Raw genomic sequence first — 22,966 nt, 5'->3', positions numbered from 1 at the left:
AGATAGGGGCTGTTTAGGTGATCACTTCAGTACAAGCGTGAACTCAATGTTGGATGGCGCTTTTTTGTCGATAACGTAGACGTTGGCGGCATCTTGGGTCTCATTGCTTTCGGTGATCGTGAGGGTACGTTTGGTGATGATTTCAACCTCCGGAATTTTATAGCGTTCAGTTTCCGGTTGGCTGATAGTGCTCTTGCCCACGAAATTGACCTTGGCTTGGCGGGTCACGGCGTCATATTCGATGATGATCTCGGTGTCTTTCCCACCCAGGTAAAAGCCGCTGTACAGACCGGTGGCCTCGTCGTTCAAGTACTTTGTAGACGGCGCCAGTGAGCCTTGGTGAGCCACTTCGGAAATGCGCGCCCGCAACTTCGGGTTGGTAATCAGCGCTTCAAATTGGCGAAGTTTTTCCGCGGTATTTTCCAGGCCGTCCTGCGCTGTGCTCGTAAGCACCGTGCGGGTATCAGTCAGGCCGTTCTTGACCACCACGGAGTAATTGAACCGCGCAAGGTCTTTGGTGAACTGTTCTGAATACTCGCTTGAACTGAAATCCGACGGGCCGGCAGCCTCGCTCGCATAGATTTGAAAGTCGTCCTCAGCCAAGTCCCAGGAAATACCGATCTTGGATTTTATGACGCCATTGTCTTCAACGTTACGAATGGAGTATTCGTAAGCCATGTTGTCGTCCATTTTCAGGTATTCATCGATCTGCTCGGCGCCTTCAAGCTTTCGGCCTTCCAGATCAACAAACGCGTCAGAGACTTTCGACAGGGGCTTGGCCTCTTTTCCCGGTGGTGCAGAGGGTTTGTTCCACGGCCACTTGCCGCCTGGGCCAAGACCACGAGCCCATTCGCCGTCCGCCGTGGCATGCACGGTCATTACCGGCTTGCCTGTCTCGCGGTTGATGATCTGCACATAATCATGACTCAGCTTGAAGTCGCCTCTGACCTCATACACCCGGCCGACGCCCGTTGTGTCGGTATACCGGATAAACCAGTGGTCCAAGCCTGAAACCTGATCTTTTACCTGGTAGATACCCTTGGCATTGCGCGTGGCGTTTTCGATGAGCTGCTCACCGTTCGCGACCGCGTGTTCGCTGATGTTACCGGCTTGGCTGGGTTGCAGACGGTTGACCGGAACTCGCGGTTGCAGGCTTTCAACCACAGGGGCTTCGCCCGGGGCGGGAGCGATCGGTTGATCTTCCGGCGGCAGGAACGGGTCCTCCACAGAACCGCTGGCCCCGACCGAAAACAACACATTCAGCAAGCCATCGAAGGCTTTGGACGCGCCGTCGTTACGCTCGGCCTCAGTGTCGCCGGAGAGGGCTTTTTCCGTTCCCAGCACGCCTTCGGCCAGGCCCGTGACGGCGGCAAGGGCGGCCACCGGTGCGGCGATGGGGGCGAGCCTGGCCAGTAAGCTGGCAGCCACCGTAATGTCGTTGAGCCAGGTATCGCGATTGACCTCACTGTTGGATTTGATCATCACATCAGCGTCGCCCGTCATGCGTTCTTTAGCGGCGGTGGCGAGTGTGGAAAACACATCCCCTTCAATCGGTGAATGACCATTGTTGATGGCCGGGCCCTTCAACGTGCCGGTCGCCATTTTCTCGAAGATTGTGTCCAGGCCTTCTTTCTTGTCGCCCACATGGGAGAACCAGAGTATGGGCATCAGCGTTGTCGCCGCCTTCTCGGCGAAACCTGCCGCATGGTCCTGGCGATAGATCAGCGGAAAGTGAGCGACCAAGGCCTCGCGTTTTTTGGGATCCCTGGTTTGCTCGGTCACCCATTGGTTCAGCTTTTCCAGAGAGTCGAATCTGAGGAAGGCGGGCTGCGCCCCTGGTATGTAGAGGACTTGTCGACCGCCGTCGGCGCTGAAGCGCAGGATATCGCTGGACATGAACCCGTGAATGTTCAGCGCATGTGCCTGAACGCGGCCGTTGGCGGTAGCCTTCGTCTTGAGCTGTTCAACGCTGAGCGGTGCGTTTTCATCACTCGGCAGGTTGGGTACGGCCCCCATTACCAGGCGGTAATCCTCCCGGGTGAAACGGTGTTCGGGCGCCTGCAGCGTGCGTTCAGCCGGTGGCCAGGTTTGCGCAGCCTTCAACTGTTTGCGGGCCTGGTAGGCGAACTCGCCTCTGATTGCCGTCTCGTAGTCCCCGGTGTGGGCGCTCCAGAAGTTGTCGATCTTTTGCGTCATCCCTGCCTGGAAGTCGGTCTTCCAACTGGCGTGCATGAGTGCGGAGGGAGCCAGGGGAAATTGGTTGTGCGCGCCATATCCACCCTTCGCACTTTGCCCCGGGCCCGCCAGGTACAAACCGGCCTCCTGATCCAGGCTGCCTGGCACGCCGTCGTGTTCGGAGAAGTTTTCAAGCAGCGCATCCGGCAGGCGCAACGATGAGTAAGGTTCTTCGCCTGGGTGCTCCCAGCCTGTGGCGGTGGCTGTCTCGGCGCTCAATGGGGTGTTCGCTGTCTTGAAGCGGTTCAGGTAGATCGTATCGGCATCCACCTGTTTGCCCGTCAATTGGAAGATCAACGTTTCGGCCCACAGCTTGGCTTGCGCCCGTGTATTGGGCAGGTTATTGGCGACATCAACGGCCAAACGCTTGAAAGCCAAAGCCTGGGGAGCGCTCGCGTAGTACTGCGCGGCATGCTGTTTATGCACGCCCAGGGCCTGTGCCGAGCGGCTGGCAGCCGGGCGCAGCGGGTCGTCGGGGGCAATCACGTCAAAGGCTTTGTTGTGCTCGAGTCGCCTGATCTGTGTCCTGGCCTCGGTAACGTTTTTAGGCAGGTACTCGCCGTAGAAGTCGGCCACCAGCTTGACTTTCACTTGCAGGGTTTCACCGTCAAAGGTCGGTTGCAGGCTGCTGCCAGGGACGGGGGATACAACCTTCGCAGCCGCCAGCAGCGGGCCTGAAACCTGGCCCCAGCCACTGTTATCGCGGGGCAGGAAGGTTTTCCTAACGCCCTCGACTTCGGCGGACAGGGCTCCGGTTGCGGGGTTGATCGACACGCTCGCGGTGTCGATGTTCTGTTCGCGCATCCAGCCGCTTACGACAGGGTGTTCCAATTGATTGCGATAGTGCTTCAGCCATTGCCCCAGGGCGCTCTGAGGCGAAACGGTGACCAACCCGACTTTTTGCTTGAGGACCTTGCGTTGAACGGCGGCGAGGTAGGCCGCAAGCACTGCCGTTTCGTCGGGGTGCACCGACGCTGGGGCTTGCGCTACTGCCGGCTGAGCCGAGACCTGCGCAGTGGGGGGCCGGGAAATTGGGGGGATAAGAGCAAGGTGAGGGGTGTTCAGGGAGACTGGCATGGGTTCGATTCTCGTCAGTGAAATACAAGCCGGCAATGCGCTCCCTGCGAGCCTTGGCGGTATCTGTGTCGCGAGAACCGATGGTTTGATTCCATCAGGTGTACAGCAGGATATGACGAAACGGGTGTATCCCCTTGCCCAAAAAAAACGGCGCGAACCTGAGGCCGCGCCGTTCTTGCTGTCGGAAAACGTTGGTTATTGAAGCACTTCGATGACCCCGTCCGCGCTCATGGTGACCTGGCTGGTGCCGGCTTCGACTTCCGGTGTCGGTGCCGAATCCATCATCGCTGCTTTCATCATCATCCCGCCATTGCGGGCGTACGGTTGCGGGTAACCGTTGGTATTGAAGTTCAGGTTGACGATCTTGTAGCCCTTGCCACCCAGGGCATCGGTGGCCAGTTGCGCACGGGCCTTGAAGGCTGCCACGGCGTCTTTGAGCAGGGCGTCTTCGCTGGCCTTGCGCGTGGCATCGGCGATGGCGAAGTCCATGTTTTCCATTTTCAATGTGTTGAGCAGTTCGCCGGTGAGTTTGGACAATGCCGGGAAGTCCGCGCTTTCCAGGCGCAGTTCGGCGCGCTCACGCCAGCCGGTGATCTTCTGGTTCTTGCTGTCGTAGATCGGGTAGCTGTTGCGGCTGCCCTGGCGCAGGGTCACACCCTTGACTTCGCGGGCCTGGCCCAGGGCGGTGTTCAGGGTCGTGGTGATTTCGGCAGCGAGTTTGGCGGGGTCGCTGTTTTGCGATTCGGTGTAGAGGGTGACGATCATCTTGTCGCGGGCAACCTCCTGGCTGGCCTCGGCGCGCAGGGAAATCTGGTTGTAGTTCAGCCCTTCGGCGGCCACGGCCGGAAGGCTGGCCAGGGTGGCGACACCGAGGGTGATAACAGCTGCACTGCGAGTCAAACGTGACATGTAAATTCCTTGAGAGAGTCGTGTTGGGATACTCGTGTTCGGTATGACTGTAGACGGCGGCGTCGGGTTCTTCGGGTTTACACATTCGCTACAAGTTGGGGAATGGCGACGAACGGTCATTTGCCCGGCCTGCGTCAAAGAGCCACAGATGCCGTGCCGGGCGGTCCGCTTCGTTTATACTCCTGCCGATCCGCCTGCTGCGCTCATCGGGAGAGCTCATGCTCGCCGCCGTAAAACTGACTTCCGCCACCCGCCAGAACCTCTGGCGCCTGACGTTCATTCGTACCTTGGTGCTGGCCGCCCAGGCCGGCTCGGTCGGGCTTGCCTACTGGTTCGACCTGCTGCCGTTGCCGTGGCTGCAATTGGCCGTGACCCTCGGCTTCTCCACGGTGCTGTGTGCGTTCACCGCGATCCGGTTGCGCACCACGTGGCCTGTGACTGAGCTTGAATACGCCCTGCAACTGGCCTGTGACCTGTTTATCCACAGTGTGTTGCTGTATTTCTCCGGCGGGTCCACCAACCCGTTCGTGTCGTATTACCTGGTGCCGCTGACCATTGCCGCCGTGACGTTGCCGTGGCGTTACTCGGTGGTGCTGTCGGGCATTGCGCTGACGCTCTACACCTTGTTGCTGGCACAGTTCTATCCGTTGCAAACCTTCCCCATCGCCCGGGAAAACCTGCAGATCTACGGCATGTGGCTGAGCTTTGCATTGTCCGCCGCGGTCATCACCTTCTTTGCGGCACGCATGGCCGAGGAGCTGCGCCGCCAGGAAGAACTGCGCGCCATTCGTCGTGAAGAGGGGCTGCGTGACCAGCAATTGCTGGCGGTCGCCACCCAGGCGGCCGGTGCGGCTCATGAGCTGGGCACGCCGCTGGCGACGATGAGCGTGCTGCTCAACGAGATGACCCAGGATCACCACGACCCCGCACTGCAAGAAGATCTCGGTGTGCTGCGCGAACAGGTCAAACAGTGCAAGCTGACCTTGCAACAACTGGTGCGCGCTGCCGAAGCCAATCGTCGCATGGCGGTGCAAATGCAGGATGTGACCCAGTGGCTCGACGAGGCCCTGAACCGCTGGCACTTGATGCGCCCCGAAGCCAGTTACCGTTTTCATCTGCTGGGGCAGGGCAGCGTACCGCGCCTGGCGCCACCGCCGGACCTGACCCAGGCGCTGCTCAATCTGTTGAACAATGCGGCCGACGCCTGCCCCGAGGGCTTGGGCGTACAGTTGGATTGGGATGCGGAAAACGTGACCATCAACATTCGTGACCACGGTGCGGGCGTGCCGCTGGCCATTGCCGAGCAGATCGGCAAACCCTTCTTTACCACCAAGGGCAAAGGTTTCGGCCTGGGCCTGTTTTTGAGCAAGGCCAGCGTGACCCGCGCGGGCGGCTCAGTGAAGCTCTATAGTCATGAGGAAGGTGGCACGCTTACCGAGCTGCGCCTGCCGCGTGTCGCACGAGGAGATATCGATGAGTGACGAGATCCAAGTCGAAGGCGAAGAACTGCCACACCTGTTGCTGGTAGATGACGACGCTACCTTTACCCGCGTCATGGCGCGGGCCATGAGCCGTCGCGGTTTTCGCGTGAGCACCGCCGGTTCCGCCGAGGAGGGCCTGACCATTGCCCAGGCCGACCTGCCGGACTACGCCGCGCTCGACCTGAAAATGGACGGCGATTCCGGCCTGGTGCTGCTGCCCAAGCTTTTGGAACTCGACCCGGAAATGCGTGTGGTGATCCTCACCGGTTATTCCAGCATCGCCACCGCCGTCGAGGCGATCAAGCGCGGCGCCTGCAACTACCTGTGCAAACCGGCGGACGCCGACGACGTGCTGGCGGCCTTGCTCTCCGAGCACGCCGACCTCGACACCCTGGTGCCGGAAAACCCGATGTCGGTGGACCGTTTGCAGTGGGAGCACATCCAACGTGTGCTGACTGAGCACGAAGGCAATATTTCCGCCACTGCCCGCGCCCTGGGCATGCATCGCCGGACCCTGCAGCGCAAATTGCAGAAACGCCCGGTACGGCGCTGAACAAAGTCTGAACAATCTTCTTCAGGCTGCACGGAGCCCTGAACCGATCGTCTAAGATCGGTTCAAACGCCTGTCATTTTTTCCTACCGAGCCTGAACAATGAACCAGAACGCTGAGTATTGCGCGGTCAACGACGCGGTGCGTGGGCATTTTTTTCGCCGAACCTGGGCGATGATCACGCCCTATTGGCGCAGTGAAGAGAAGGGCAAGGCCTGGCTGTTGCTGGCTGCAGTTATCGGCCTGTCGCTGTTCAGCGTGGCCATCTCCGTGTGGATCAACCACTGGTACAAGGATTTCTATAACGCTCTGGAGAAGAAGGACACGGCAGCCTTCTGGCAATTGATCGGCTATTTCGGCGGCATCGCCGCCGTGGCGATTCTTGGCGCGGTGTATCGGCTGTACCTGACTCAGATGCTGACGATCCGCTGGCGTGCCTGGCTGACCGAAAAACACTTCGCACGTTGGCTCGCCGACAAGAACTACTACCAACTGGAGCAGGGCGGTTACACCGATAACCCGGACCAGCGGATTTCCGAAGACCTCAACAATTTCACCTCCAGCACCTTGAGCCTGGGCCTGGGCCTGCTGCGCAACGTGGTCAGCCTGGTGTCGTTCTCGATCATCCTGTGGGGGGTGTCGGGTAGTATCGAAGTGTTCGGCGTCACCATCCCCGGCTACATGTTCTGGTGTGCGCTGCTGTACGCCGCCGTCGGCAGCTGGTTGACGCATCTGATCGGCCGTCGCCTGATCGGCTTGAGCAACCAACAACAACGCTTCGAAGCGGACCTGCGTTTCTCCATGGTGCGCGTGCGCGAGAATGCCGAGAGCATCGCTTTGTACAACGGCGAGCCGAATGAAAACCAACGCTTGAGCGCGCGCTTCGGCAAAGTCTGGCATAACTTCTGGGACATCATGAAAGTGTCCAAGCGCCTGACCTTCTTCACCGCCGGTTACAGCCAGATCGCAATCATCTTCCCGTTTATTGTCGCTGCACCGCGCTACTTCGCCGGCAAGATCGAGCTGGGCGAGCTGATGCAAATCAACTCGGCGTTCGGCAATGTGCAAGAGAACTTCAGTTGGTTTATCAGCGCGTATTCGGAACTGGCGTCGTGGCGCGCCACCAGCGACCGTCTGCTGAGCTTCCACCAGGCGATGAGTGATAACGAGCAACGTACGCCCGCCATCGATGTACGCCCCGAAGGCGAACGCTTGGTGGTGAAGAACCTGGGCATGGACCTGGCCGATGGCCGTCACCTGCTCACTGATGCGGATATGACCGTGGAGCCCGGGCAGCGCGTCATGCTCAGCGGGCGTTCCGGCAGCGGCAAAAGTACGTTGTTGCGGGCCATGGGCCACCTGTGGCCGGCGGGCCACGGCAGCATTCTCCTGCCGGCCGCGCGTTACTTGTTCTTGCCGCAAAAGCCTTATCTGCCGATTGGCACGCTCAAGGCCGTACTGAGTTACCCACAGGACGACAGCGTCTACCCACCAGAACGTTATGCACAGGTGCTGCAAACCTGCCGCTTGCCGCATCTGGTCGACCGCCTTGATGAAGCCAACCACTGGCAGCGCATGCTTTCACCCGGTGAGCAGCAACGCCTGGCCTTTGCCCGCGCCTTGTTGTTCGCACCGCAATGGCTGTACATGGACGAGGCGACCTCGGCCATGGATGAAGAGGATGAAGCGACACTTTATCAAGCGCTGATCGATGAACTGCCGGGCCTGAGCATCGTCAGCGTCGGCCACCGCAGCAGCCTCAAGCGATTCCATGGGCGGCATGTGCGGATTGAGGGTGGGCAACTGCGGGAACAACAACCGGCTTAAGGTCGTACTCGGTCAGTGTGGGAGGGGGCTTGCCCCCGATGGCTGTGGGTCAGTCACAGCATCTGTAACTGATAGACCTCTATCGGGGGCAAGCCCCCTCCCACAGTGGATCTCTGGTGTGCTTGAGAGTGAGCACCCAACAAAAAGCCCGGCTGATCAGCGATCAGCCGGGCTTTTTGTGTGCTTGAAAAATGACTTACTTCTTCAAGCCATAATGCTCATCCAGCATGCCGGGAGCGTTCGGCGATTTTGGCGCGTAGTCCCGTGGCGGCTCCTGGTTTTCCCGTGGCGGGGTCAGGCGCTCGCGTGGGGCTTGCGGCGCATCGGAATGCAGCGCGGCCAGCAGACGCTGACGGGTGATGTCGTCGAGGGCCAGGCGGTTGGCGCCATCGGCGAGGTGATCCTGTACTTCCTGGTAGCTCTGGGTGAGCTTCTTGACCAGGGTCGCGGTGCTGTTGAAGTGGGTAACAACCTCGTTCTGATAACTGTCAAAACGTTCCTGAATGTCATCCAACTGACGCTGCGTGCGGTTAGGCGCGGCATTCGGCAGCAGGCGAGCAACCAGGAATCCAATGGCGACACCGGCAACCAGGGCGAGAGTCGGCAACAACCAAACTAAGAGCGAGTGTTCCACGAGTCCTTCCTCTATAAACGGCTTTGCTTTACGTTAACGGCTCGGACCTGCGCTGTATACCGCGATTAAGCTCGCAATGATGCCATGCACAGACTTTTAGCTAGACGAGTCGACCCTTTGAGAGGTCACGGAGTTCATCCTTGCTCATGCGTGAAACCCCCGTTTTGATCGATGGCCCGGTGGGTCAATTGGAAGCCTTGTACCTGGATCACCCCGAGCCACGTGGCCTGGCGCTGATCTGTCACCCCAACCCGGTGCAGGGTGGGACCATGCTCAATAAAGTCGTGTCGACCCTGCAACGCACTGCCCGCGATGCCGGTTTGATTACTTTGCGTTTCAACTACCGGGGTGTCGGTGCCAGTGCGGGCACCCACGACATGAGCACCGGTGAAGTGGATGATGCCGAAGCGGCCGCTGCCTGGCTGCGGGAAAAACACCCGGACTTGCCGATCACGCTGCTCGGTTTTTCCTTCGGCGGCTATGTGGCCGCCAGCCTCGGTGGGCGCCTGGAAGCCAAGGGCGAAAAGCTGGCGCACTTGTTCATGGTGGCGGCTGCGGTGATGCGCCTGCGCGATACCGACCTGCTGCCGCTGGGCTGTCCGCTGACCCTGATCCAGCCGGAAACCGACGAAGTGGTCGACCCGCAGGTCGTCTATGACTGGTCCGCTGCCCTCAAACGCCCCCATGAGCTGCTGAAAGTGGCAGAATGCGGACACTTTTTTCATGGCAAGCTGACCGATCTCAAGGATCTGGTGCTGCCGCGCCTCTCGAATTGATAGCAGTCTGATAAGCGATTACCCATGACGACTCGTACCCGTATCCTCACCGGCATCACCACCACCGGCACGCCGCACCTGGGCAACTACGCCGGCGCGATCCGTCCGGCGATCCTCGCCAGCCAGGACGCCAATGCCGATTCCTTCTACTTCCTGGCCGACTACCACGCCCTGATCAAATGTGATGACCCGCAACGCATCCAGCGCTCGCGTATGGAAATCGCCGCGACCTGGTTGGCCGGCGGCCTGGATGTGAACCGGGTAACGTTCTACCGCCAGTCCGATATCCCTGAAATCCCCGAACTGACCTGGCTGCTCACCTGCGTCGCGGCCAAGGGCCTGCTCAACCGTGCCCACGCCTACAAGGCCTCGGTGGACAAGAACGTGGAAGCCGGCGAAGACCCGGATGCGGGCATCAGCATGGGCCTGTATAGCTACCCGGTACTGATGGCGGCGGACATCCTGATGTTCAACGCGCACAAAGTGCCGGTCGGCCGCGACCAGATCCAGCACGTGGAAATGGCCCGCGATATCGGCCAGCGCTTCAACCACCTGTTCGGCAACGGCAAAGAATTCTTCACCATGCCCGAGGCGCTGATCGAAGAAAGCGTCGCCACCTTGCCGGGCCTGGATGGCCGCAAGATGTCCAAGAGCTACGACAACACCATCCCGTTGTTCACCAGCGCCAAGGACATGAAGGATGCGATCTCGCGCATCGTCACCGACTCCCGTGCCCCCGGCGAAGCCAAAGACCCGGACAACTCGCACCTGTTCACCCTGTACCAGGCGTTCGCCAGCAAGGCGCAGGAAGAAGAGTTCCGCGCTGAATTGCTGCAAGGGCTGGGCTGGGGCGAGGCGAAGAACCGTCTGTTCCAACTGCTCGACGGCCAACTGGGCGAAGCCCGCGAGCGTTACCATCAACTGATGTCGCGCCCGTCCGACATGGAAGACCTGCTGCTGATCGGCGCCAAGAAAGCCCGTGCCGTGGCGGCGCCATTCCTGGCTGAGTTGCGTGAAGCGGTGGGCCTGCGTTCGTTCGTCAATCAAGCGGCAGCGCCGGTGGCGGCCAAGAAGAAGGCTGCGAAAGCCGCGCGCTTCGTGAGCTTCCGTGAAGATGATGGTAACTTCCGCTTCCGCCTGCTGGCCGCCGATGGCGAGCAACTGCTGCTGTCGCGCAACTTTGCCGACGGTAAAGCCGCTGGCGCGGTGACCAAGCAACTGCAAAGTGGCGACGCCCTGGACGTGCGCACCGAAGCCCTGGGCTTCAGCGTATGGCTGGACGGCGCTGCGGTGGCCGACAGCGCCGAGTTCGCCGACGAACAGTCGCGCGATGCGGCCATCGCAGCCTTGCGCGTCGCGCTGACCCCTCTCGAGGATTAACCCGACCAAGGGTTGATTGCCATTATCCGGGGCCGTCGCTACAGTGACGGCCCGTTTTTGTTGCCTTGCTAACGAAATTATGACGCCCCTAGAACGATATCAAGCTGATCTGAAGCGCCCTGAATTCTTCCATGACGCAGCCCAGGAAACCGCGGTGCGTCATTTGCAGCGCCTGTACGACGACCTGCTCGCGGCCTCGCAAAGCAAGCCAGGGATGCTCAGCAAGCTGTTTGGCAAAAAAGACCGCACGCCGGTCAAGGGCCTGTACTTCTGGGGCGGCGTCGGCCGGGGCAAGACCTACCTGGTCGACACCTTCTTCGAAGCGCTGCCGTTCAAGGAAAAGGTCCGTACCCACTTCCACCGCTTCATGAAGCGCGTGCACGAAGAGATGAAGACCCTGCCGGGCGAGAAGAACCCGCTGACCATCATCGCCAAGCGCTTCTCCGAAGAAGCGCGGGTGATCTGCTTCGATGAGTTCTTCGTCTCCGACATCACCGACGCCATGATCCTCGGCACCCTGATGGAAGAGTTGTTCAAGAACGGCGTGACCCTGGTCGCCACTTCGAACATCGTGCCCGACGGCCTGTACAAGGACGGCCTGCAACGTGCGCGCTTCCTGCCGGCCATCGCGCTGATCAAGCAGAACACCGAGATCGTCAACGTTGACAGTGGCGTCGACTACCGCCTGCGTCACCTTGAGCAAGCTGAGCTGTACCACTTCCCGCTGAACGAAGCGGCCCACGAGAGCCTGAAAAAGAGCTTCCGTGCGCTGACGCCGGAATGCACCCAGGCGGTGGAAAACGACAAGCTGATGATCGAGAACCGCGAAATCATCGCGCTGCGCACGTGCGATGACGTGGCCTGGTTCGACTTCCGCGCACTCTGCGATGGCCCGCGCAGCCAGAACGACTACATCGAGCTGGGCAAGATTTTCCATGCGGTGATCTTGAGTGGCGTGGAGCAGATGAGCGTCACCACCGACGACATCGCGCGGCGCTTTATCAACATGGTCGACGAGTTCTACGACCGTAACGTCAAGCTGATCATCTCGGCTGAGGTCGAGCTCAAGGACCTGTATACCGGTGGCCGCTTGAACTTCGAATTCCAGCGTACCTTGAGCCGCCTGCTGGAAATGCAGTCCCACGAATTCCTGTCGCGCGGACACAAACCTTAAGAACGCTATACACACACAAACTGTGGGAGGGGGCTTGCTCCCGATAGCGGTGTATCAGTCAACCTATACAGTGACTGGCACCCAGCTATCGGGAGCAAGCCCCCTCCCACATTTGCCTTGTGCGTATCCTTGATTCAGGCCGCTTGCTGGAACTGCTGGCGATATTGGTTCGGCGACAGCTCCGTGTGCTGCCTGAACAACCGCGCAAAGAAACTCGCATCGTCGTAACCCACCTCGTAACTGATGGTCTTGATGCTCTTGCGGCTGCCCGAGAGCAGGCCTTTGGCCGTCTCGATTCGCAGGCGTTGCAGGTAATGCAGCGGCTTGTCACCGGTGGCGGTCTGGAAGCGGCGCATGAAGTTGCGAATGCTCATGCCGTGCTCCCTTGCGACGTCTTCAAAGCGGAACTTGTCGGCGAAGTGCTCTTCGAGCCAATGCTGGATCTGCAGGATGATCACGTCCTGATGCAGCTTCTGCCCACCAAAACCGATGCGCCCCGGCGCGTAGCTGCGCTGCACTTCGTAGAGGATATCGCGGGCCACGGCTTGGGCGATGTTGGCGCCGCAGAAGCGTTCGATCAGGTAGATGTAGAGGTCGCACGCCGAGGTGGTGCCGCCGGCGCAATAGAGGTTGTCGGCGTCGGTGAGGTGTTTGTCCTGATTGAGTTGGACCTTGGGGAAGCGCTCGCTGAAAGCGTTGAAGAAACGCCAGTAGGTGGTCGCCTCCTTGCCATCGAGCAGGCCGGCCTCAGCGAGCCAGAACACCCCGGTGGCTTCGCCGCAGAGCACGGCGCCGCGGGCATGTTGCTCGCGTAGCCAGGGCAGCACTTGCGGATAGCGGGTGCACAGGGCGTCGAAATCATCCCAGAAAGCCGGCAGCACAATGATGTCGGCGTTTTCCAGGCCGCCATCCACCGGCATGATCACATCGCTGAAGCTGCGCACCGGTTGCCCATCGGGGCTGACCAGGCGCGTTTCGAACGCTGGGGTCAGGCCCAGGCCCTGCTGTTTGCCATAGCGCAGGCTGGCAAGGTGGAAGAAATCCTTGGCTTGCATGAGGGTAGAAGCAAATACCCGATCAATGGCCAAAATGCTGACGCGCCGCAAGGGCGTGGAGATTTGGTTAGACATAATTTCATTTATTCTTATAGGGGAAAGTGGTCACCAGACGGCTGGATCGTCTTATTTTTTGTCGCATGTGTCCAGTGTCCCGTGACGCCATCGGGGCATAGTCTCTGGGGTCTCGTCCTTGTCCGACAATTCTTGCAGGTGACCCATGATTCCCAGAACCTTGTTCAGTCCCGAGCACGAACTCTTTCGCGAAAGCGTGCGCACCTTCCTCGAAAAAGAGGCGGCGCCATTCCACAGTCAATGGGAGAAGCAGGGCTATATCGACCGCAGCTTGTGGCGCAAGGCAGGGGAGGCGGGGATGCTGTGTTCCCATCTGCCGGAGACGTATGGCGGGCTGGGCGCGGACTTTCTCTACAGTGCGGTGGTGATCGAGGAGATCAGTCGCCTGGGGTTGACTGGCATCGGTTTCTCTCTGCATTCGGACATCGTCGCGCCCTACATCCTGCATTACGGCAGCGAGGCGCTGAAGCACAAATACCTGCCCCAATTGATCTCGGGCGAGATGGTCACGGCCATTGCGATGACCGAGCCGGGTGCCGGTTCCGACCTGCAGGGGGTCAAGACCACAGCGGTTCTGGACGGCGATGAGTACGTGATCAATGGCTCCAAGACCTTCATCACCAACGGCTTCCTGGCCGAGCTGGTGATCGTCGTAGCCAAGACCGACCCCAAGGCCGGCGCCAAGGGCACCAGCCTGTTTCTGGTGGAGGCCGATACGCCTGGCTTTGACAAGGGCAAGCGTTTGGAGAAGGTGGGCATGAAGGCCCAGGATACGTCGGAGCTGTTTTTCCAGGACGTGCGCGTGCCCAGGGAAAACCTGCTGGGCCAGGCGGGCATGGGGTTCGCTTACTTGATGCAGGAGCTGCCCCAGGAGCGATTGACCGTGGCGATTGGCGCCCTGGCGTCCGCCGAGGCCGCGTTGGAATGGACCTTGGAATACACCCGTGAGCGCAAGGCCTTCGGCAAGGCCATTGCGGATTTCCAGAACACCCGCTTCAAACTGGCAGAGATGGCGACTGAGATTCAGATCGGCCGTGTATTCGTCGACAAGTGCATGGCGTTGCATCTGGAGGGCAAGCTTGATGTGCCTACGGCGGCGATGGCCAAGTACTGGGCGACCGACCTGCAATGCAAGGTGCTCGACGACTGCGTGCAGCTACATGGCGGTTACGGTTTCATGTGGGAATACCCGATTGCACGGGCCTGGGCGGATGCGCGGGTGCAGCGGATCTATGCGGGGACCAACGAGATCATGAAGGAAATCATTGCGCGGGCGCTTTGAGGGGGGCGTCGTTGAGGGCCCCATCGGGAGCAAGCCCCCTCCCACATTTGAATGTATTCACAGACCAAAATGGGGGAGGGGGCTTGCTCCCGATAGCAGTCTAAAGGTCAATCAAGGCGCAGGATTCGGATGATCCTTCTGAATCGCCTCAATCCCTTCCAGCACCTCTTTGGACAGCTTCAGGTCAGCACTGGCGATGTTGCTGTCCAGTTGCTCCAGCGACGTAGCCCCGATGATGTTGCTGGTCACGAACGGCTGCTGTGTCACGAACGCCAGCGCCATCTGCGCCGGGTCCAGGCCATGCTCGCGCGCCAGCGCCACATAACGGCTGCATGCCGCCTCCGACTGCGGGTTGAAGTAGCGGCTGAAACGGCTGTACTCGGTCAGGCGTGCCTTTGCCGGGCGTGCCCCGCCTTCGTACTTGCCGCTGAGCATGCCGAAGGCCAGGGGCGAGTAGGCCAGCAGGCCGCACTGTTCGCGAATGGCGACTTCGGCCAAGCCCACTTCGAAGCTGCGGTTGAGCAGGTTGTAGGGGTTCTGGATCGACACCGCACGGCTCCAGCCGCGCGCTTCGGCCAGGGCCAGGAACTTCATGGTGCCCCACGGGGTTTCGTTGGACAGGCCGATGTGGCGGATCTTGCCGGCCTTCACCTGTTCATCCAGTGCCTCGAGGGTTTCCTCAAGTGGGGTGAGGTCGTCTTCGTCCTTGTGCTTGTAGCTAAGTTGGCCGAAGAAATTGGTGCTGCGTTCCGGCCAGTGCAACTGGTAGAGGTCGATCCAGTCGGTCTGCAGGCGCTTGAGGCTGGCATCCAGCGCCAGGGCGATGTGCTTGCGGTTGTGGCGCAGGTAGCCGTCGCGGATGTAGTCGATGGTGTTGCCGGGGCCGGCGATCTTGCTGGCCAGGATCCAGTCAGCCCGGTCGCCGCGACTCTTGAAGTAGTTGCCGATGTAACGCTCGGTGGTGGCGTAGGTGTCGGCCTTGGGTGGCACCGGGTACATCTCGGCCGTATCGAGGAAGTTGATCCCCGCGGCCTTGGCTCGTTCGATCTGCGCAAAGGCCTCTGCCTCGCTGTTCTGCTCGCCCCAGGTCATGGTGCCCAAGGCTATCGCGCTCACGTTCAGATCCGTACGGCCCAGCTGTCGATAATCCATCGGGTACTCCTTCAGGGAAAACAATCATAAAAGCAGGTTGAATTTTTTTTCGCAATCTGCATAATTGCCCACCTCTTTCTGCAGTGGAAGTGATGCGCCGCCTGCCGAAGAATCTTGCCGTTGAACGGACGCGCCGACCCGAGCCCCCGATAGCGTCTGTATCCGGCTGCCTTTGACCTTGTCAAAGTACGCACTATTCAGTAAGATCCGCCGTCTAATTTACAGGCGGCCCCTGAGGCTATTAAAGAATGACAACTTTTACTGCAAAACCGGAAACAGTTCAGCGCGACTGGTTTGTCGTCGACGCCGCTGGTCAGACCCTGGGTCGTCTGGCCACTGAAGTCGCCAGCCGTCTGCGTGGCAAGCACAAGCCTGAGTACACCCCGCACGTTGATACCGGTGACTACATCGTGATCATCAACGCTGAGCAGGTTCGTGTAACCGGCAACAAAGCAAGCGACAAAATGTACTACCGTCACTCCGGTTTCCCAGGCGGTATCAAGTCTTCCAACTTCGAAGGCCTGATTTCCAAGAAGCCTGAAGCCCCGATCGAAATCGCGGTCAAAGGCATGCTGCCGAAGGGCCCACTGGGTCGCGATATGTTTCGCAAGCTGAAAGTCTATGCGGGCGCAGCTCACCCTCATGCTGCTCAGCAGCCCCAAGAACTGAAGTTTTAACGGAATAGTTCATTATGTCGGCGACTCAAAATTACGGCACTGGCCGTCGCAAAACCGCAACCGCACGCGTTTTCCTGCGTCCGGGCACTGGTAACATCTCGATCAACAACCGCTCCCTGGACAACTTCTTCGGCCGCGAAACTGCCCGCATGGTAGTTCGTCAGCCGCTGGAACTGACCGAGACCGTTGAAAAGTTCGACATCTACGTCACCGTTATCGGTGGCGGTGTAAGTGGTCAAGCTGGCGCAATCCGCCACGGCATCACTCGCGCTCTGATGAGCTACGACGAAACCCTGCGTAGCGCTCTGCGCAAAGCTGGCTTCGTTACTCGCGATGCCCGTGAAGTTGAACGTAAGAAAGTCGGTCTGCGTAAAGCGCGTAAGCGTCCGCAGTACTCGAAGCGTTAATTCGCTTTACGTTCCACAAAAACGCCCAGTCTCCTCACGGAGCTGGGCGTTTTTTATTGCCTGCGATTTATGCAGAAATTTTACCGTGACAACTTGCCACATCCGTAGACCCCCTATACTACAAGGCTTGGAGAGGGAGCCCCGGGCAATTCCCTTGTCATACGTGGGGCTTTTCATTACCATCCGTCAAAATTTTTATAAGTAAAGATTCAACACTTAGTAGACGCCTGATTTAACAGGCCAAAAAGCTGATGGGAGATGACTGAATGAGCAATGACGGCGTGAATGCAGGCCGGCGTCGCTTCTTGGTAGCAGCCACATCCGTGGTGGGTGCTGCAGGAGCGGTGGGGGCTGCGGTCCCGTTCGTGGGGTCATGGTTTCCCAGTGCCAAGGCGAAAGCCGCAGGTGCACCGGTGAAGGTGAATGTCAGCAAGATCGACCCAGGCCAGCAAATGATTGCTGAGTGGCGCGGTCAGCCAGTATTCATCGTTCGTCGTACCGAGGAAATCCTGGGGAATCTGAAGAAAATCGAAGGTCAACTGTCTGACCCCGACTCGAAGAATTCCGACCAACCCGCTTACGTCGATAAGGAAATCCGTTCGATCAAGCCAGAAATCCTGCTGCTGATCGGTATCTGCACCCACCTGGGCTGCTCGCCTACTTTCCGTCCTGAAGTTGCTCCCGCCGACCTTGGCAAAGACTGGGTAGGTGGCTACTTCTGCCCTTGCCACGGCTCTCACTACGACCTGGCCGGTCGCGTCTACAAGGCACAACCCGCACCCTTGAACCTGCCGGTTCCGCCCCATCACTACGAGACTGACAGTGTCATTGTCATTGGTGTCGACCAAGGGGAGAAAGCCTGATGAGCAAGTTCATGGATTGGGTGGATGCACGCTTCCCCGCGACTAAAATGTGGGAAGACCATCTCAGCAAATATTACGCACCAAAAAACTTCAACTTCTTCTACTTCTTCGGTTCCCTGGCGCTGCTGGTGCTGGTCAACCAGATCGTCACCGGCGTCTGGCTGACGATGAGCTACACCCCGTCGGCGGAAGAGGCGTTCGCCTCCGTCGAGTACATCATGCGCGACGTCGAGTACGGCTCGATCCTGCGCCTGCTGCACTCCACCGGCGCATCGGCGTTCTTCATCGTTGTCTACCTGCACATGTTCCGTGGCCTGCTCTACGGTTCGTACCAGAAACCCCGCGAACTGGTCTGGGTCTTCGGCATGCTGATCTATCTGGCGCTGATGGCCGAAGCCTTCATGGGTTACTTGCTGCCTTGGGGCCAGATGTCGTACTGGGGAGCCCAGGTGATCATCTCGTTGTTCGGCGCGATCCCGGTGATCGGTAACGACCTGACCCAGTGGATTCGTGGTGACTACCTGATCTCCGGCATCACCCTGAACCGCTTCTTTGCTCTGCACGTCGTAGCCTTGCCGATTGTGATTCTCGGCCTGGTAGTACTGCACATCCTGGCGCTGCACGAAGTGGGCTCCAACAACCCCGATGGCGTGGATATCAAGAAGCACAAAGACGAAAATGGCGTACCGCTGGACGGCATTCCATTCCATCCGTACTACACGGTAAAAGATATTGTCGGTGTGGTCGTCTTCCTGTTTATCTTCTGCTCGATCGTGTTCTTTTTCCCGGAGATGGGCGGTTATTTCCTGGAGAAACCCAACTTCGAACAGGCCAACGCCTTCAAGACGCCTGAGCATATTGCCCCGGTCTGGTACTTCACGCCGTTCTACGCCATCTTGCGGGCGATCCCCGACAAACTGATGGGCGTCATGGCGATGGGGGCTTCGATCGCGCTGCTGTTCGTGCTGCCCTGGCTGGACCGAAGCCCGGTCAAGTCCATGCGCTACAAAGGCTGGCTGAGCAAAATCTGGCTGTGGATATTCTGCATCGCGTTCGTGATCCTGGGCGTACTCGGCGTATTGGCGCCAACCCCCGAGCGTACGCTGCTGTCGCAGATCTGCACCTTCCTGTACTTCGCCTACTTCATTCTGATGCCGTTCTACACCCGGCTCGAGAAGACCAAACCGGTTCCGGAAAGGGTGACTGGCTGATGAAAAAGTTATTCGTTGCTTTGATGCTTGCGGCGCTGCCGCTCCTGTCCTTCGCGGCCGAACATGGTCCTGAGCTGGAAAAAGTCGATATCGACGTGTCCGACAAGGCTGCCATGCAAGACGGTGCACGCACGTTCGCCAACTACTGCATGGGTTGCCACAGCGCCAAGTTCCAGCGGTACGAGCGCGTCGCCGACGACCTGGGCATTCCTCACGAGGTGATGCTCGACAAGCTGGTATTCACTGGCGCCAAGATTGGCGACCATATGAACATCGGCATGCAGCCGGCGGACGCCAAGGCCTGGTTCGGTGCGGCACCGCCCGATCTGACCCTGGTGGCCCGCGTGCGTGGGACTGACTGGCTGTATGGCTACCTGAGATCTTTCTACGAAGATCCGGCGCGCCCTTGGGGGGTGAACAACAAGGTGTTCCCGAACGTCGGCATGCCTAACGTTCTGGTAAGCCTGCAGGGCCGGCAAGTGGTAGGATGCAAGCAGGTTCAGGTCGTTGAAGATGGCAAGAAGCAATATGATCCGTTGACCGGTACGCCGTTGACCCACGAAGCGTGCGATCAACTGACCATTGTGCCCAAGACCGGTACGCTGAATGAAGAGCAGTTCGACGAGAAGGTCAAGAACCTGGTGACCTTCCTGGCCTACTCGGCCAACCCGGTCAAACTGCAGCACCAACGTATCGGCACCTATGTATTGCTGTACCTGGCTTTCTTCTTTGTATTCGCTTATCTGCTCAAGCGCGAATACTGGAAGGATGTGCATTGATCCAACCGTAAGCAATTGCTGTTAATCTTGCGCGCCCAGCGGCATCTCTGAACATGTAGCAGTCTGGTTGAACCGGACGTTACGGAGATGCTCACTGGGCGCGCTCGTTTTTGAGCTTTCGATAATTTCAACAAGCGAGGAGGACCGCCATGGGCGTGACCAATCGGTTGGCCTGTTACTCCGACCCCGCCGACCACTATTCCCACCGAGTACGTATCGTGCTCGCCGAGAAGGGTGTCAGCGCAGAGATCATCAGTGTGGAGGCGGGCCGTCAGCCGCCGAAGCTGATCGAAGTGAACCCCTACGGCAGCTTGCCCACTCTGGTCGATCGTGACTTGGCGTTGTGGGAGTCGACTGTGGTGATGGAATACCTGGATGAGCGTTACCCGCATCCCCCTTTGCTGCCGGTGTACCCGGTGGCGCGTGCCAACAGCCGCCTGCTGATCCATCGGATCCAGCGTGACTGGTGCGGGTTGGTGGATCTGATTCTGGATTCGCGTACCAAAGAAGCCGCTCGGGTGCAGGCGCGTAAGGAATTGCGCGAGAGCCTGACCGGTGTTTCTCCGTTGTTCGCCGATAAACCTTTTTTCCTCAGTGAGGAACAAAGCTTGGTGGATTGCTGCCTATTACCGATACTCTGGCGCTTGCCGATTCTCGGTATCGAACTGCCGCGGCCGGCCAAGCCGTTGCTTGATTACATGGAGCGCCAGTTTGCGCGTGAGGCTTTCCAGGCGAGTCTGTCTGGTACCGAACGCGATATGCGCTAAGGCTTAAGGAGCCGCTGATGAACTCCAGTCGACCCTACCTGGTCCGCGCGCTCTATGAGTGGATTGTGGACAACGATTGCACCCCGCACATGCTGGTCAATTCCGAATTTCCTGCGGTTCAGGTACCGCAGGGTTTTGCCAGTGACGGGCAGATCGTCCTGAACGTATCACCCAGCGCCGTGCGCCACCTGCACATGGACAACGAGGCAGTCAGCTTCGAAGGGCGTTTCGGCGGCGTGCCACATACGCTGTACGTGCCTATTGGCGCCATCCTCGGGATTTACGCCCGGGAAAATGGCCAAGGCATGGTGTTTGATCTGGAGTCGTCTCTCGCAGATGACGAATCGATCGAAGGCGAAGATGGCGATGATGTGCCACCACCGGATACCGAGCCACCGCGCCCTAGCGGCCGGCCGAGTCTGAAAGTGGTGAAGTAATGGGTTGACCCTTGAGGTCTGCCTGGAAAATGCCTCGACCTGGGTCGGGGCATTTTTTTGCGCGGATGATAAAGATGAAAGTCGCGACAGGACGGTGATCGTACAACCACCATGGGCTATGATGCGTGCTCAAGTTCGCCGAAAAAGATGATTCATCATGGATAACGCCCACACCGCCCCTCGTCTTCCCCGCAAGCGCCGCAGCCTTGCCCAGGAACTGGTCACGGTGTTGTCCGAACAGATCCGCGACGGCCAGCTCAAGCGCGGTGATAAATTGCCCACCGAGTCGGCGATCATGGATGCCCACGGGGTCAGTCGCACGGTCGTGCGCGAAGCGATCTCGCGATTGCAGGCCGCAGGGCAGGTGGAAACCCGTCACGGTATCGGCACTTTCGTGTTGGACACGCCAAGCCCCAGCGGCTTTCGGATTGACCCGGCCACGGTCGTGACCTTGCGTGATGTGCTGGCGATCCTGGAGCTGCGCATCAGCCTGGAGGTGGAGTCTGCCGGCCTGGCGGCGCTACGTCGCAGTGATGAGCAGTTGGCAGCCATGCGCGCCGCCCTCGACGCCTTGAATGAAAGCGCGGCTCATGCCGGTGATGCGGTGGCGTCCGACTTTGCATTCCACCTGGAAATTGCGCTGTCTACCGGCAACCGTTACTTCACCGACATCATGACCCACCTGGGCACCAGCATCATTCCGCGCACGCGGTTGAATTCGGCGCGCCTGGCCCATGATGACCAGCAGCACTACATGAGCCGCTTGAGTCGTGAGCACGAAGAAATCTATGAAGCGATTGCGCGGCAGGATTCGGATGCGGCGCGGGCGGCCATGCGGCTGCATCTGACCAACAGCCGGGAACGGCTGCGCCATGCCCATGAAGAGGCGCAGGCGCAGCGCGGTTAAGGGTCAGGCGGGCTGGTTGGGCTTATAGTCCTTGAGCAACAGGTAGGTGCTCCACCCCCACCAATCATTCGTCCAGTGCTTGTCGTTCAGGTCATTCACGTCCTTTCGGCGCAGCACCTTGTCTCCCTCCATCTTGAACAGCGGCGAGAAGTTATTCGTCGGGTTCTGCGCGGCATTCAGGTCCGGCACATACAGCGGTGCCTTGAAGTTGGCCGGAGAGGGCGCGACCCCGCTGATAAACGTGTCGAAGATCTCATCCGCTGAAGCCTGTACCGCACGTTTGACCTGTACGCGATTGGCCGCGTCAATCGCATCGAAGTAGCGTTTGTCCCCATAGGCGTGCCACTGATCGCCCATGGCATTGCGTACGTTGAGTCCGAATTTGCTGTCTTCGTCGTGCATGAAACGACTGATCAGTGAACCTAGATCGCCCGGCGTCACCACGGCCGCCAATTGTTTGCGCGGTACGCGCAAATGGCCGGCGGAGAACAGGTCGGTCAAAAAGTGATCGGCGAAACTGTTCATGGCATACGCCAGCTCCAATGCCTGGTCGGTACCGGTCTGATGGGCGACGACGGCTTGTTGAAGTGCCGCCGTGTGCCCCGCCAGATAGGCCGAAAGCGCCCATTCGCCGAAGTGATCGGCATTGTCTGCCGCCAGTTTCAGGTAGCGCCCCAGTGGGATCAGCGCCGAAACGGCACTGCCGCCGCCGGTGATCCGGTTCCATTCTTCAGACAACGTATCACCCAGGGCGTCATAGGCTTCATGGGGTTGCTTGCCGTCCTTGATGGCCTGGTTGACCGCGTTGATCTCCTTTTGCATCACCGCGAGAATTTTTTTGGCTTCTTCCCGCGAGGCCGGCAGCACGGCCAGCGAGTTAAACGCTGCCGTGAAGCGTTGCACACGGTCGGCAGGGGACGCGCCATCGCTGATGGGTTGGCCGGGGATGCCATAGAAGTCGCCGCCCAGGGCGATCACTTGGCCATACGTCAGTGCGAGGCCGTTGGGCAGGTGCAACTCGACCTGGTGGGCAGGAATTGCCGGAGCGCCTTTGACGAAGCGCAACAGGGTGTCGTCGCCGATGGCGGTGTGTTCACCCCCTTCGAAGCGCAATGTCGGCGGGCTTTTTTCGGGTGCTGCGAGTTCAAGATCTGACATGTTAGCTCCTTGCTATGTCGTAGGAATCTTCCTTGATAACTGTATGCATATACAGTTAATTTGAGGATAGAGGAAATTTTTCCTACGTCAAGAAGGCACTTCCAGACATCCCGCGCACTGCAGCCTGATGAATTGCGGTTGACGAATTTATTT

The 22,966-nt window shown here is 59.2% G+C and carries 22 protein-coding genes; 16 read left to right on the top strand and 6 right to left on the bottom strand.

Annotated features, from left to right (window positions below):
* Positions 1 to 21: 21 nt before the first annotated feature.
* On the bottom strand, positions 22 to 3,183 hold the full coding sequence (locus DK870_RS06560; protein ID WP_161548276.1) for a dermonecrotic toxin domain-containing protein: 3,162 nt from the start codon (positions 3,181 to 3,183) through the stop codon (positions 22 to 24).
* Positions 3,184 to 3,310: 127 nt separating this feature from the next.
* On the opposite strand from DK870_RS06560, the gene DK870_RS06555 reads away from it, so the two are divergent.
* Positions 3,311 to 3,514: a hypothetical protein gene (locus tag DK870_RS06555; RefSeq protein ID WP_161548275.1), complete on the top strand. Its 204-nt coding sequence runs from the start codon at positions 3,311 to 3,313 to the stop codon at positions 3,512 to 3,514.
* Here DK870_RS06555 and DK870_RS06550 read toward each other — a convergent pair.
* Positions 3,508 to 4,221: an SIMPL domain-containing protein gene (locus tag DK870_RS06550; protein WP_060754904.1), complete on the bottom strand. Its 714-nt coding sequence runs from the start codon at positions 4,219 to 4,221 to the stop codon at positions 3,508 to 3,510. The genes DK870_RS06555 and DK870_RS06550 overlap by 7 nt on opposite strands.
* 218 nt (positions 4,222 to 4,439) lie before the next feature.
* Between DK870_RS06550 and DK870_RS06545 the strand changes: the two genes are divergently transcribed.
* From DK870_RS06545 to DK870_RS06535, 3 genes are all read left to right on the top strand, one after another.
* On the top strand, positions 4,440 to 5,702 hold the full coding sequence (locus tag DK870_RS06545) for an ATP-binding protein (protein ID WP_161548274.1): 1,263 nt from the start codon (positions 4,440 to 4,442) through the stop codon (positions 5,700 to 5,702).
* Positions 5,695 to 6,255 (top strand): response regulator transcription factor, encoded by a 561-nt coding sequence (locus DK870_RS06540; protein ID WP_003171731.1) that lies wholly within the window; start codon positions 5,695 to 5,697, stop codon positions 6,253 to 6,255. The genes DK870_RS06545 and DK870_RS06540 overlap by 8 nt, the downstream gene beginning before the upstream one ends.
* Positions 6,256 to 6,354: 99 nt before the next feature.
* Positions 6,355 to 8,079 carry an ABC transporter ATP-binding protein/permease gene (locus DK870_RS06535; RefSeq protein ID WP_090366783.1) on the top strand — a complete coding sequence of 575 codons (1,725 nt, stop codon included), beginning with the start codon at positions 6,355 to 6,357 and terminating at the stop codon, positions 8,077 to 8,079.
* A gap of 196 nt (positions 8,080 to 8,275) precedes the next feature.
* On the opposite strand, the gene DK870_RS06530 is transcribed toward DK870_RS06535, so the two are convergent.
* On the bottom strand, positions 8,276 to 8,713 hold the full coding sequence (locus DK870_RS06530; protein ID WP_060754907.1) for a YhcB family protein: 438 nt from the start codon (positions 8,711 to 8,713) through the stop codon (positions 8,276 to 8,278).
* Positions 8,714 to 8,859: 146 nt separating this feature from the next.
* On the opposite strand from DK870_RS06530, the gene DK870_RS06525 reads away from it, so the two are divergent.
* The 3 genes from DK870_RS06525 to zapE all read left to right on the top strand — a co-directional run bounded on the left by DK870_RS06525 (position 8,860) and on the right by zapE (position 12,043).
* Positions 8,860 to 9,489, top strand: coding sequence for an alpha/beta hydrolase (locus DK870_RS06525; RefSeq protein WP_161548273.1), 630 nt, complete (start codon positions 8,860 to 8,862; stop codon positions 9,487 to 9,489).
* A 24-nt stretch (positions 9,490 to 9,513) separates the two neighbouring features.
* Positions 9,514 to 10,869 carry a tryptophan--tRNA ligase gene (locus DK870_RS06520; protein WP_161548272.1) on the top strand — a complete coding sequence of 452 codons (1,356 nt, stop codon included), beginning with the start codon at positions 9,514 to 9,516 and terminating at the stop codon, positions 10,867 to 10,869.
* Positions 10,870 to 10,948: 79 nt separating this feature from the next.
* Positions 10,949 to 12,043 carry a cell division protein ZapE gene (gene zapE / locus DK870_RS06515; RefSeq protein ID WP_060754910.1) on the top strand — a complete coding sequence of 365 codons (1,095 nt, stop codon included), beginning with the start codon at positions 10,949 to 10,951 and terminating at the stop codon, positions 12,041 to 12,043.
* 134 nt (positions 12,044 to 12,177) lie between these two features.
* On the opposite strand, the gene DK870_RS06510 is transcribed toward zapE, so the two are convergent.
* Positions 12,178 to 13,098, bottom strand: a complete 921-nt coding sequence (locus tag DK870_RS06510) for a GlxA family transcriptional regulator (RefSeq protein WP_174554048.1) — start codon at positions 13,096 to 13,098, stop codon at positions 12,178 to 12,180.
* A 220-nt stretch (positions 13,099 to 13,318) separates the two neighbouring features.
* Between DK870_RS06510 and DK870_RS06505 the strand changes: the two genes are divergently transcribed.
* On the top strand, positions 13,319 to 14,455 hold the full coding sequence (locus DK870_RS06505; RefSeq protein ID WP_161548271.1) for an acyl-CoA dehydrogenase family protein: 1,137 nt from the start codon (positions 13,319 to 13,321) through the stop codon (positions 14,453 to 14,455).
* Between the two features lie 111 nt (positions 14,456 to 14,566).
* Here DK870_RS06505 and DK870_RS06500 read toward each other — a convergent pair whose 3' ends face one another.
* Complete coding sequence (locus DK870_RS06500) at positions 14,567 to 15,607, bottom strand: NADP(H)-dependent aldo-keto reductase (protein WP_060754913.1); 1,041 nt, start codon at positions 15,605 to 15,607, stop codon at positions 14,567 to 14,569.
* Positions 15,608 to 15,855: 248 nt separating this feature from the next.
* Here DK870_RS06500 and rplM point away from each other — a divergent pair, with 248 nt between their 5' ends.
* The 8 genes from rplM (at position 15,856) to DK870_RS06460 (ending at position 21,655) form a co-directional block, all read left to right on the top strand.
* Positions 15,856 to 16,284 carry a 50S ribosomal protein L13 gene (rplM, locus tag DK870_RS06495; protein WP_060754914.1) on the top strand — a complete coding sequence of 143 codons (429 nt, stop codon included), beginning with the start codon at positions 15,856 to 15,858 and terminating at the stop codon, positions 16,282 to 16,284.
* A 14-nt stretch (positions 16,285 to 16,298) separates the two neighbouring features.
* The gene (gene rpsI / locus DK870_RS06490) at positions 16,299 to 16,691 is read left to right on the top strand and encodes a 30S ribosomal protein S9 (protein ID WP_016971570.1); all 393 of its coding nucleotides are present in this window, start codon (positions 16,299 to 16,301) and stop codon (positions 16,689 to 16,691) included.
* 266 nt (positions 16,692 to 16,957) lie between these two features.
* Positions 16,958 to 17,554 carry a ubiquinol-cytochrome c reductase iron-sulfur subunit gene (gene petA / locus DK870_RS06485; protein ID WP_060754915.1) on the top strand — a complete coding sequence of 199 codons (597 nt, stop codon included), beginning with the start codon at positions 16,958 to 16,960 and terminating at the stop codon, positions 17,552 to 17,554.
* Positions 17,554 to 18,765 carry a cytochrome bc complex cytochrome b subunit gene (locus DK870_RS06480; RefSeq protein WP_060754916.1) on the top strand — a complete coding sequence of 404 codons (1,212 nt, stop codon included), beginning with the start codon at positions 17,554 to 17,556 and terminating at the stop codon, positions 18,763 to 18,765. Before petA ends, DK870_RS06480 begins: the two co-directional genes overlap by 1 nt.
* Complete coding sequence (locus DK870_RS06475) at positions 18,765 to 19,544, top strand: cytochrome c1 (RefSeq protein WP_060754917.1); 780 nt, start codon at positions 18,765 to 18,767, stop codon at positions 19,542 to 19,544. The genes DK870_RS06480 and DK870_RS06475 overlap by 1 nt, the downstream gene beginning before the upstream one ends.
* 149 nt (positions 19,545 to 19,693) lie before the next feature.
* Positions 19,694 to 20,311 (top strand): glutathione S-transferase N-terminal domain-containing protein, encoded by a 618-nt coding sequence (locus DK870_RS06470; protein WP_161548270.1) that lies wholly within the window; start codon positions 19,694 to 19,696, stop codon positions 20,309 to 20,311.
* A 17-nt stretch (positions 20,312 to 20,328) separates the two neighbouring features.
* Complete coding sequence (locus DK870_RS06465; RefSeq protein ID WP_060754919.1) at positions 20,329 to 20,748, top strand: ClpXP protease specificity-enhancing factor; 420 nt, start codon at positions 20,329 to 20,331, stop codon at positions 20,746 to 20,748.
* A 157-nt stretch (positions 20,749 to 20,905) separates the two neighbouring features.
* On the top strand, positions 20,906 to 21,655 hold the full coding sequence (locus DK870_RS06460; RefSeq protein WP_060754920.1) for a FadR/GntR family transcriptional regulator: 750 nt from the start codon (positions 20,906 to 20,908) through the stop codon (positions 21,653 to 21,655).
* 3 nt (positions 21,656 to 21,658) lie between these two features.
* Here the strand turns inward: DK870_RS06460 and DK870_RS06455 are convergent, their stop codons facing one another.
* Positions 21,659 to 22,813 carry a phospholipase gene (locus DK870_RS06455; protein ID WP_161548269.1) on the bottom strand — a complete coding sequence of 385 codons (1,155 nt, stop codon included), beginning with the start codon at positions 22,811 to 22,813 and terminating at the stop codon, positions 21,659 to 21,661.
* Positions 22,814 to 22,966: the final 153 nt, after the last annotated feature.

The organism is Pseudomonas sp. Q1 (assembly GCF_009935975.1).
Taxonomy (GTDB): Bacteria; Pseudomonadota; Gammaproteobacteria; order Pseudomonadales; family Pseudomonadaceae; genus Aquipseudomonas; species Aquipseudomonas palleroniana.
This window is presented reverse-complemented; position numbering and strand designations above follow the sequence as displayed.

Excerpts from the sequence above, each read along its gene's own strand:
- DK870_RS06555 (WP_161548275.1), top strand. The coding sequence starts at position 3,311 with ATGGGTTCGATTCTCGTCAGTGAAATACAAGCCGGCAATGCGCTCCCT.
- DK870_RS06550 (WP_060754904.1), bottom strand. The coding sequence starts at position 4,221 with ATGTCACGTTTGACTCGCAGTGCAGCTGTTATCACCCTCGGTGTCGCC.
- DK870_RS06545 (WP_161548274.1), top strand. The coding sequence starts at position 4,440 with ATGCTCGCCGCCGTAAAACTGACTTCCGCCACCCGCCAGAACCTCTGG.
- DK870_RS06540 (WP_003171731.1), top strand. The coding sequence starts at position 5,695 with ATGAGTGACGAGATCCAAGTCGAAGGCGAAGAACTGCCACACCTGTTG.
- DK870_RS06535 (WP_090366783.1), top strand. The coding sequence starts at position 6,355 with ATGAACCAGAACGCTGAGTATTGCGCGGTCAACGACGCGGTGCGTGGG.
- DK870_RS06525 (WP_161548273.1), top strand. The coding sequence starts at position 8,860 with ATGCGTGAAACCCCCGTTTTGATCGATGGCCCGGTGGGTCAATTGGAA.
- DK870_RS06520 (WP_161548272.1), top strand. The coding sequence starts at position 9,514 with ATGACGACTCGTACCCGTATCCTCACCGGCATCACCACCACCGGCACG.
- zapE (WP_060754910.1), top strand. The coding sequence starts at position 10,949 with ATGACGCCCCTAGAACGATATCAAGCTGATCTGAAGCGCCCTGAATTC.
- DK870_RS06510 (WP_174554048.1), bottom strand. The coding sequence starts at position 13,098 with ATGCAAGCCAAGGATTTCTTCCACCTTGCCAGCCTGCGCTATGGCAAA.
- DK870_RS06505 (WP_161548271.1), top strand. The coding sequence starts at position 13,319 with ATGATTCCCAGAACCTTGTTCAGTCCCGAGCACGAACTCTTTCGCGAA.
- DK870_RS06500 (WP_060754913.1), bottom strand. The coding sequence starts at position 15,607 with ATGGATTATCGACAGCTGGGCCGTACGGATCTGAACGTGAGCGCGATA.
- rplM (WP_060754914.1), top strand. The coding sequence starts at position 15,856 with ATGACAACTTTTACTGCAAAACCGGAAACAGTTCAGCGCGACTGGTTT.
- rpsI (WP_016971570.1), top strand. The coding sequence starts at position 16,299 with ATGTCGGCGACTCAAAATTACGGCACTGGCCGTCGCAAAACCGCAACC.
- petA (WP_060754915.1), top strand. The coding sequence starts at position 16,958 with ATGAGCAATGACGGCGTGAATGCAGGCCGGCGTCGCTTCTTGGTAGCA.
- DK870_RS06480 (WP_060754916.1), top strand. The coding sequence starts at position 17,554 with ATGAGCAAGTTCATGGATTGGGTGGATGCACGCTTCCCCGCGACTAAA.
- DK870_RS06475 (WP_060754917.1), top strand. The coding sequence starts at position 18,765 with ATGAAAAAGTTATTCGTTGCTTTGATGCTTGCGGCGCTGCCGCTCCTG.
- DK870_RS06470 (WP_161548270.1), top strand. The coding sequence starts at position 19,694 with ATGGGCGTGACCAATCGGTTGGCCTGTTACTCCGACCCCGCCGACCAC.
- DK870_RS06465 (WP_060754919.1), top strand. The coding sequence starts at position 20,329 with ATGAACTCCAGTCGACCCTACCTGGTCCGCGCGCTCTATGAGTGGATT.
- DK870_RS06460 (WP_060754920.1), top strand. The coding sequence starts at position 20,906 with ATGGATAACGCCCACACCGCCCCTCGTCTTCCCCGCAAGCGCCGCAGC.
- DK870_RS06455 (WP_161548269.1), bottom strand. The coding sequence starts at position 22,813 with ATGTCAGATCTTGAACTCGCAGCACCCGAAAAAAGCCCGCCGACATTG.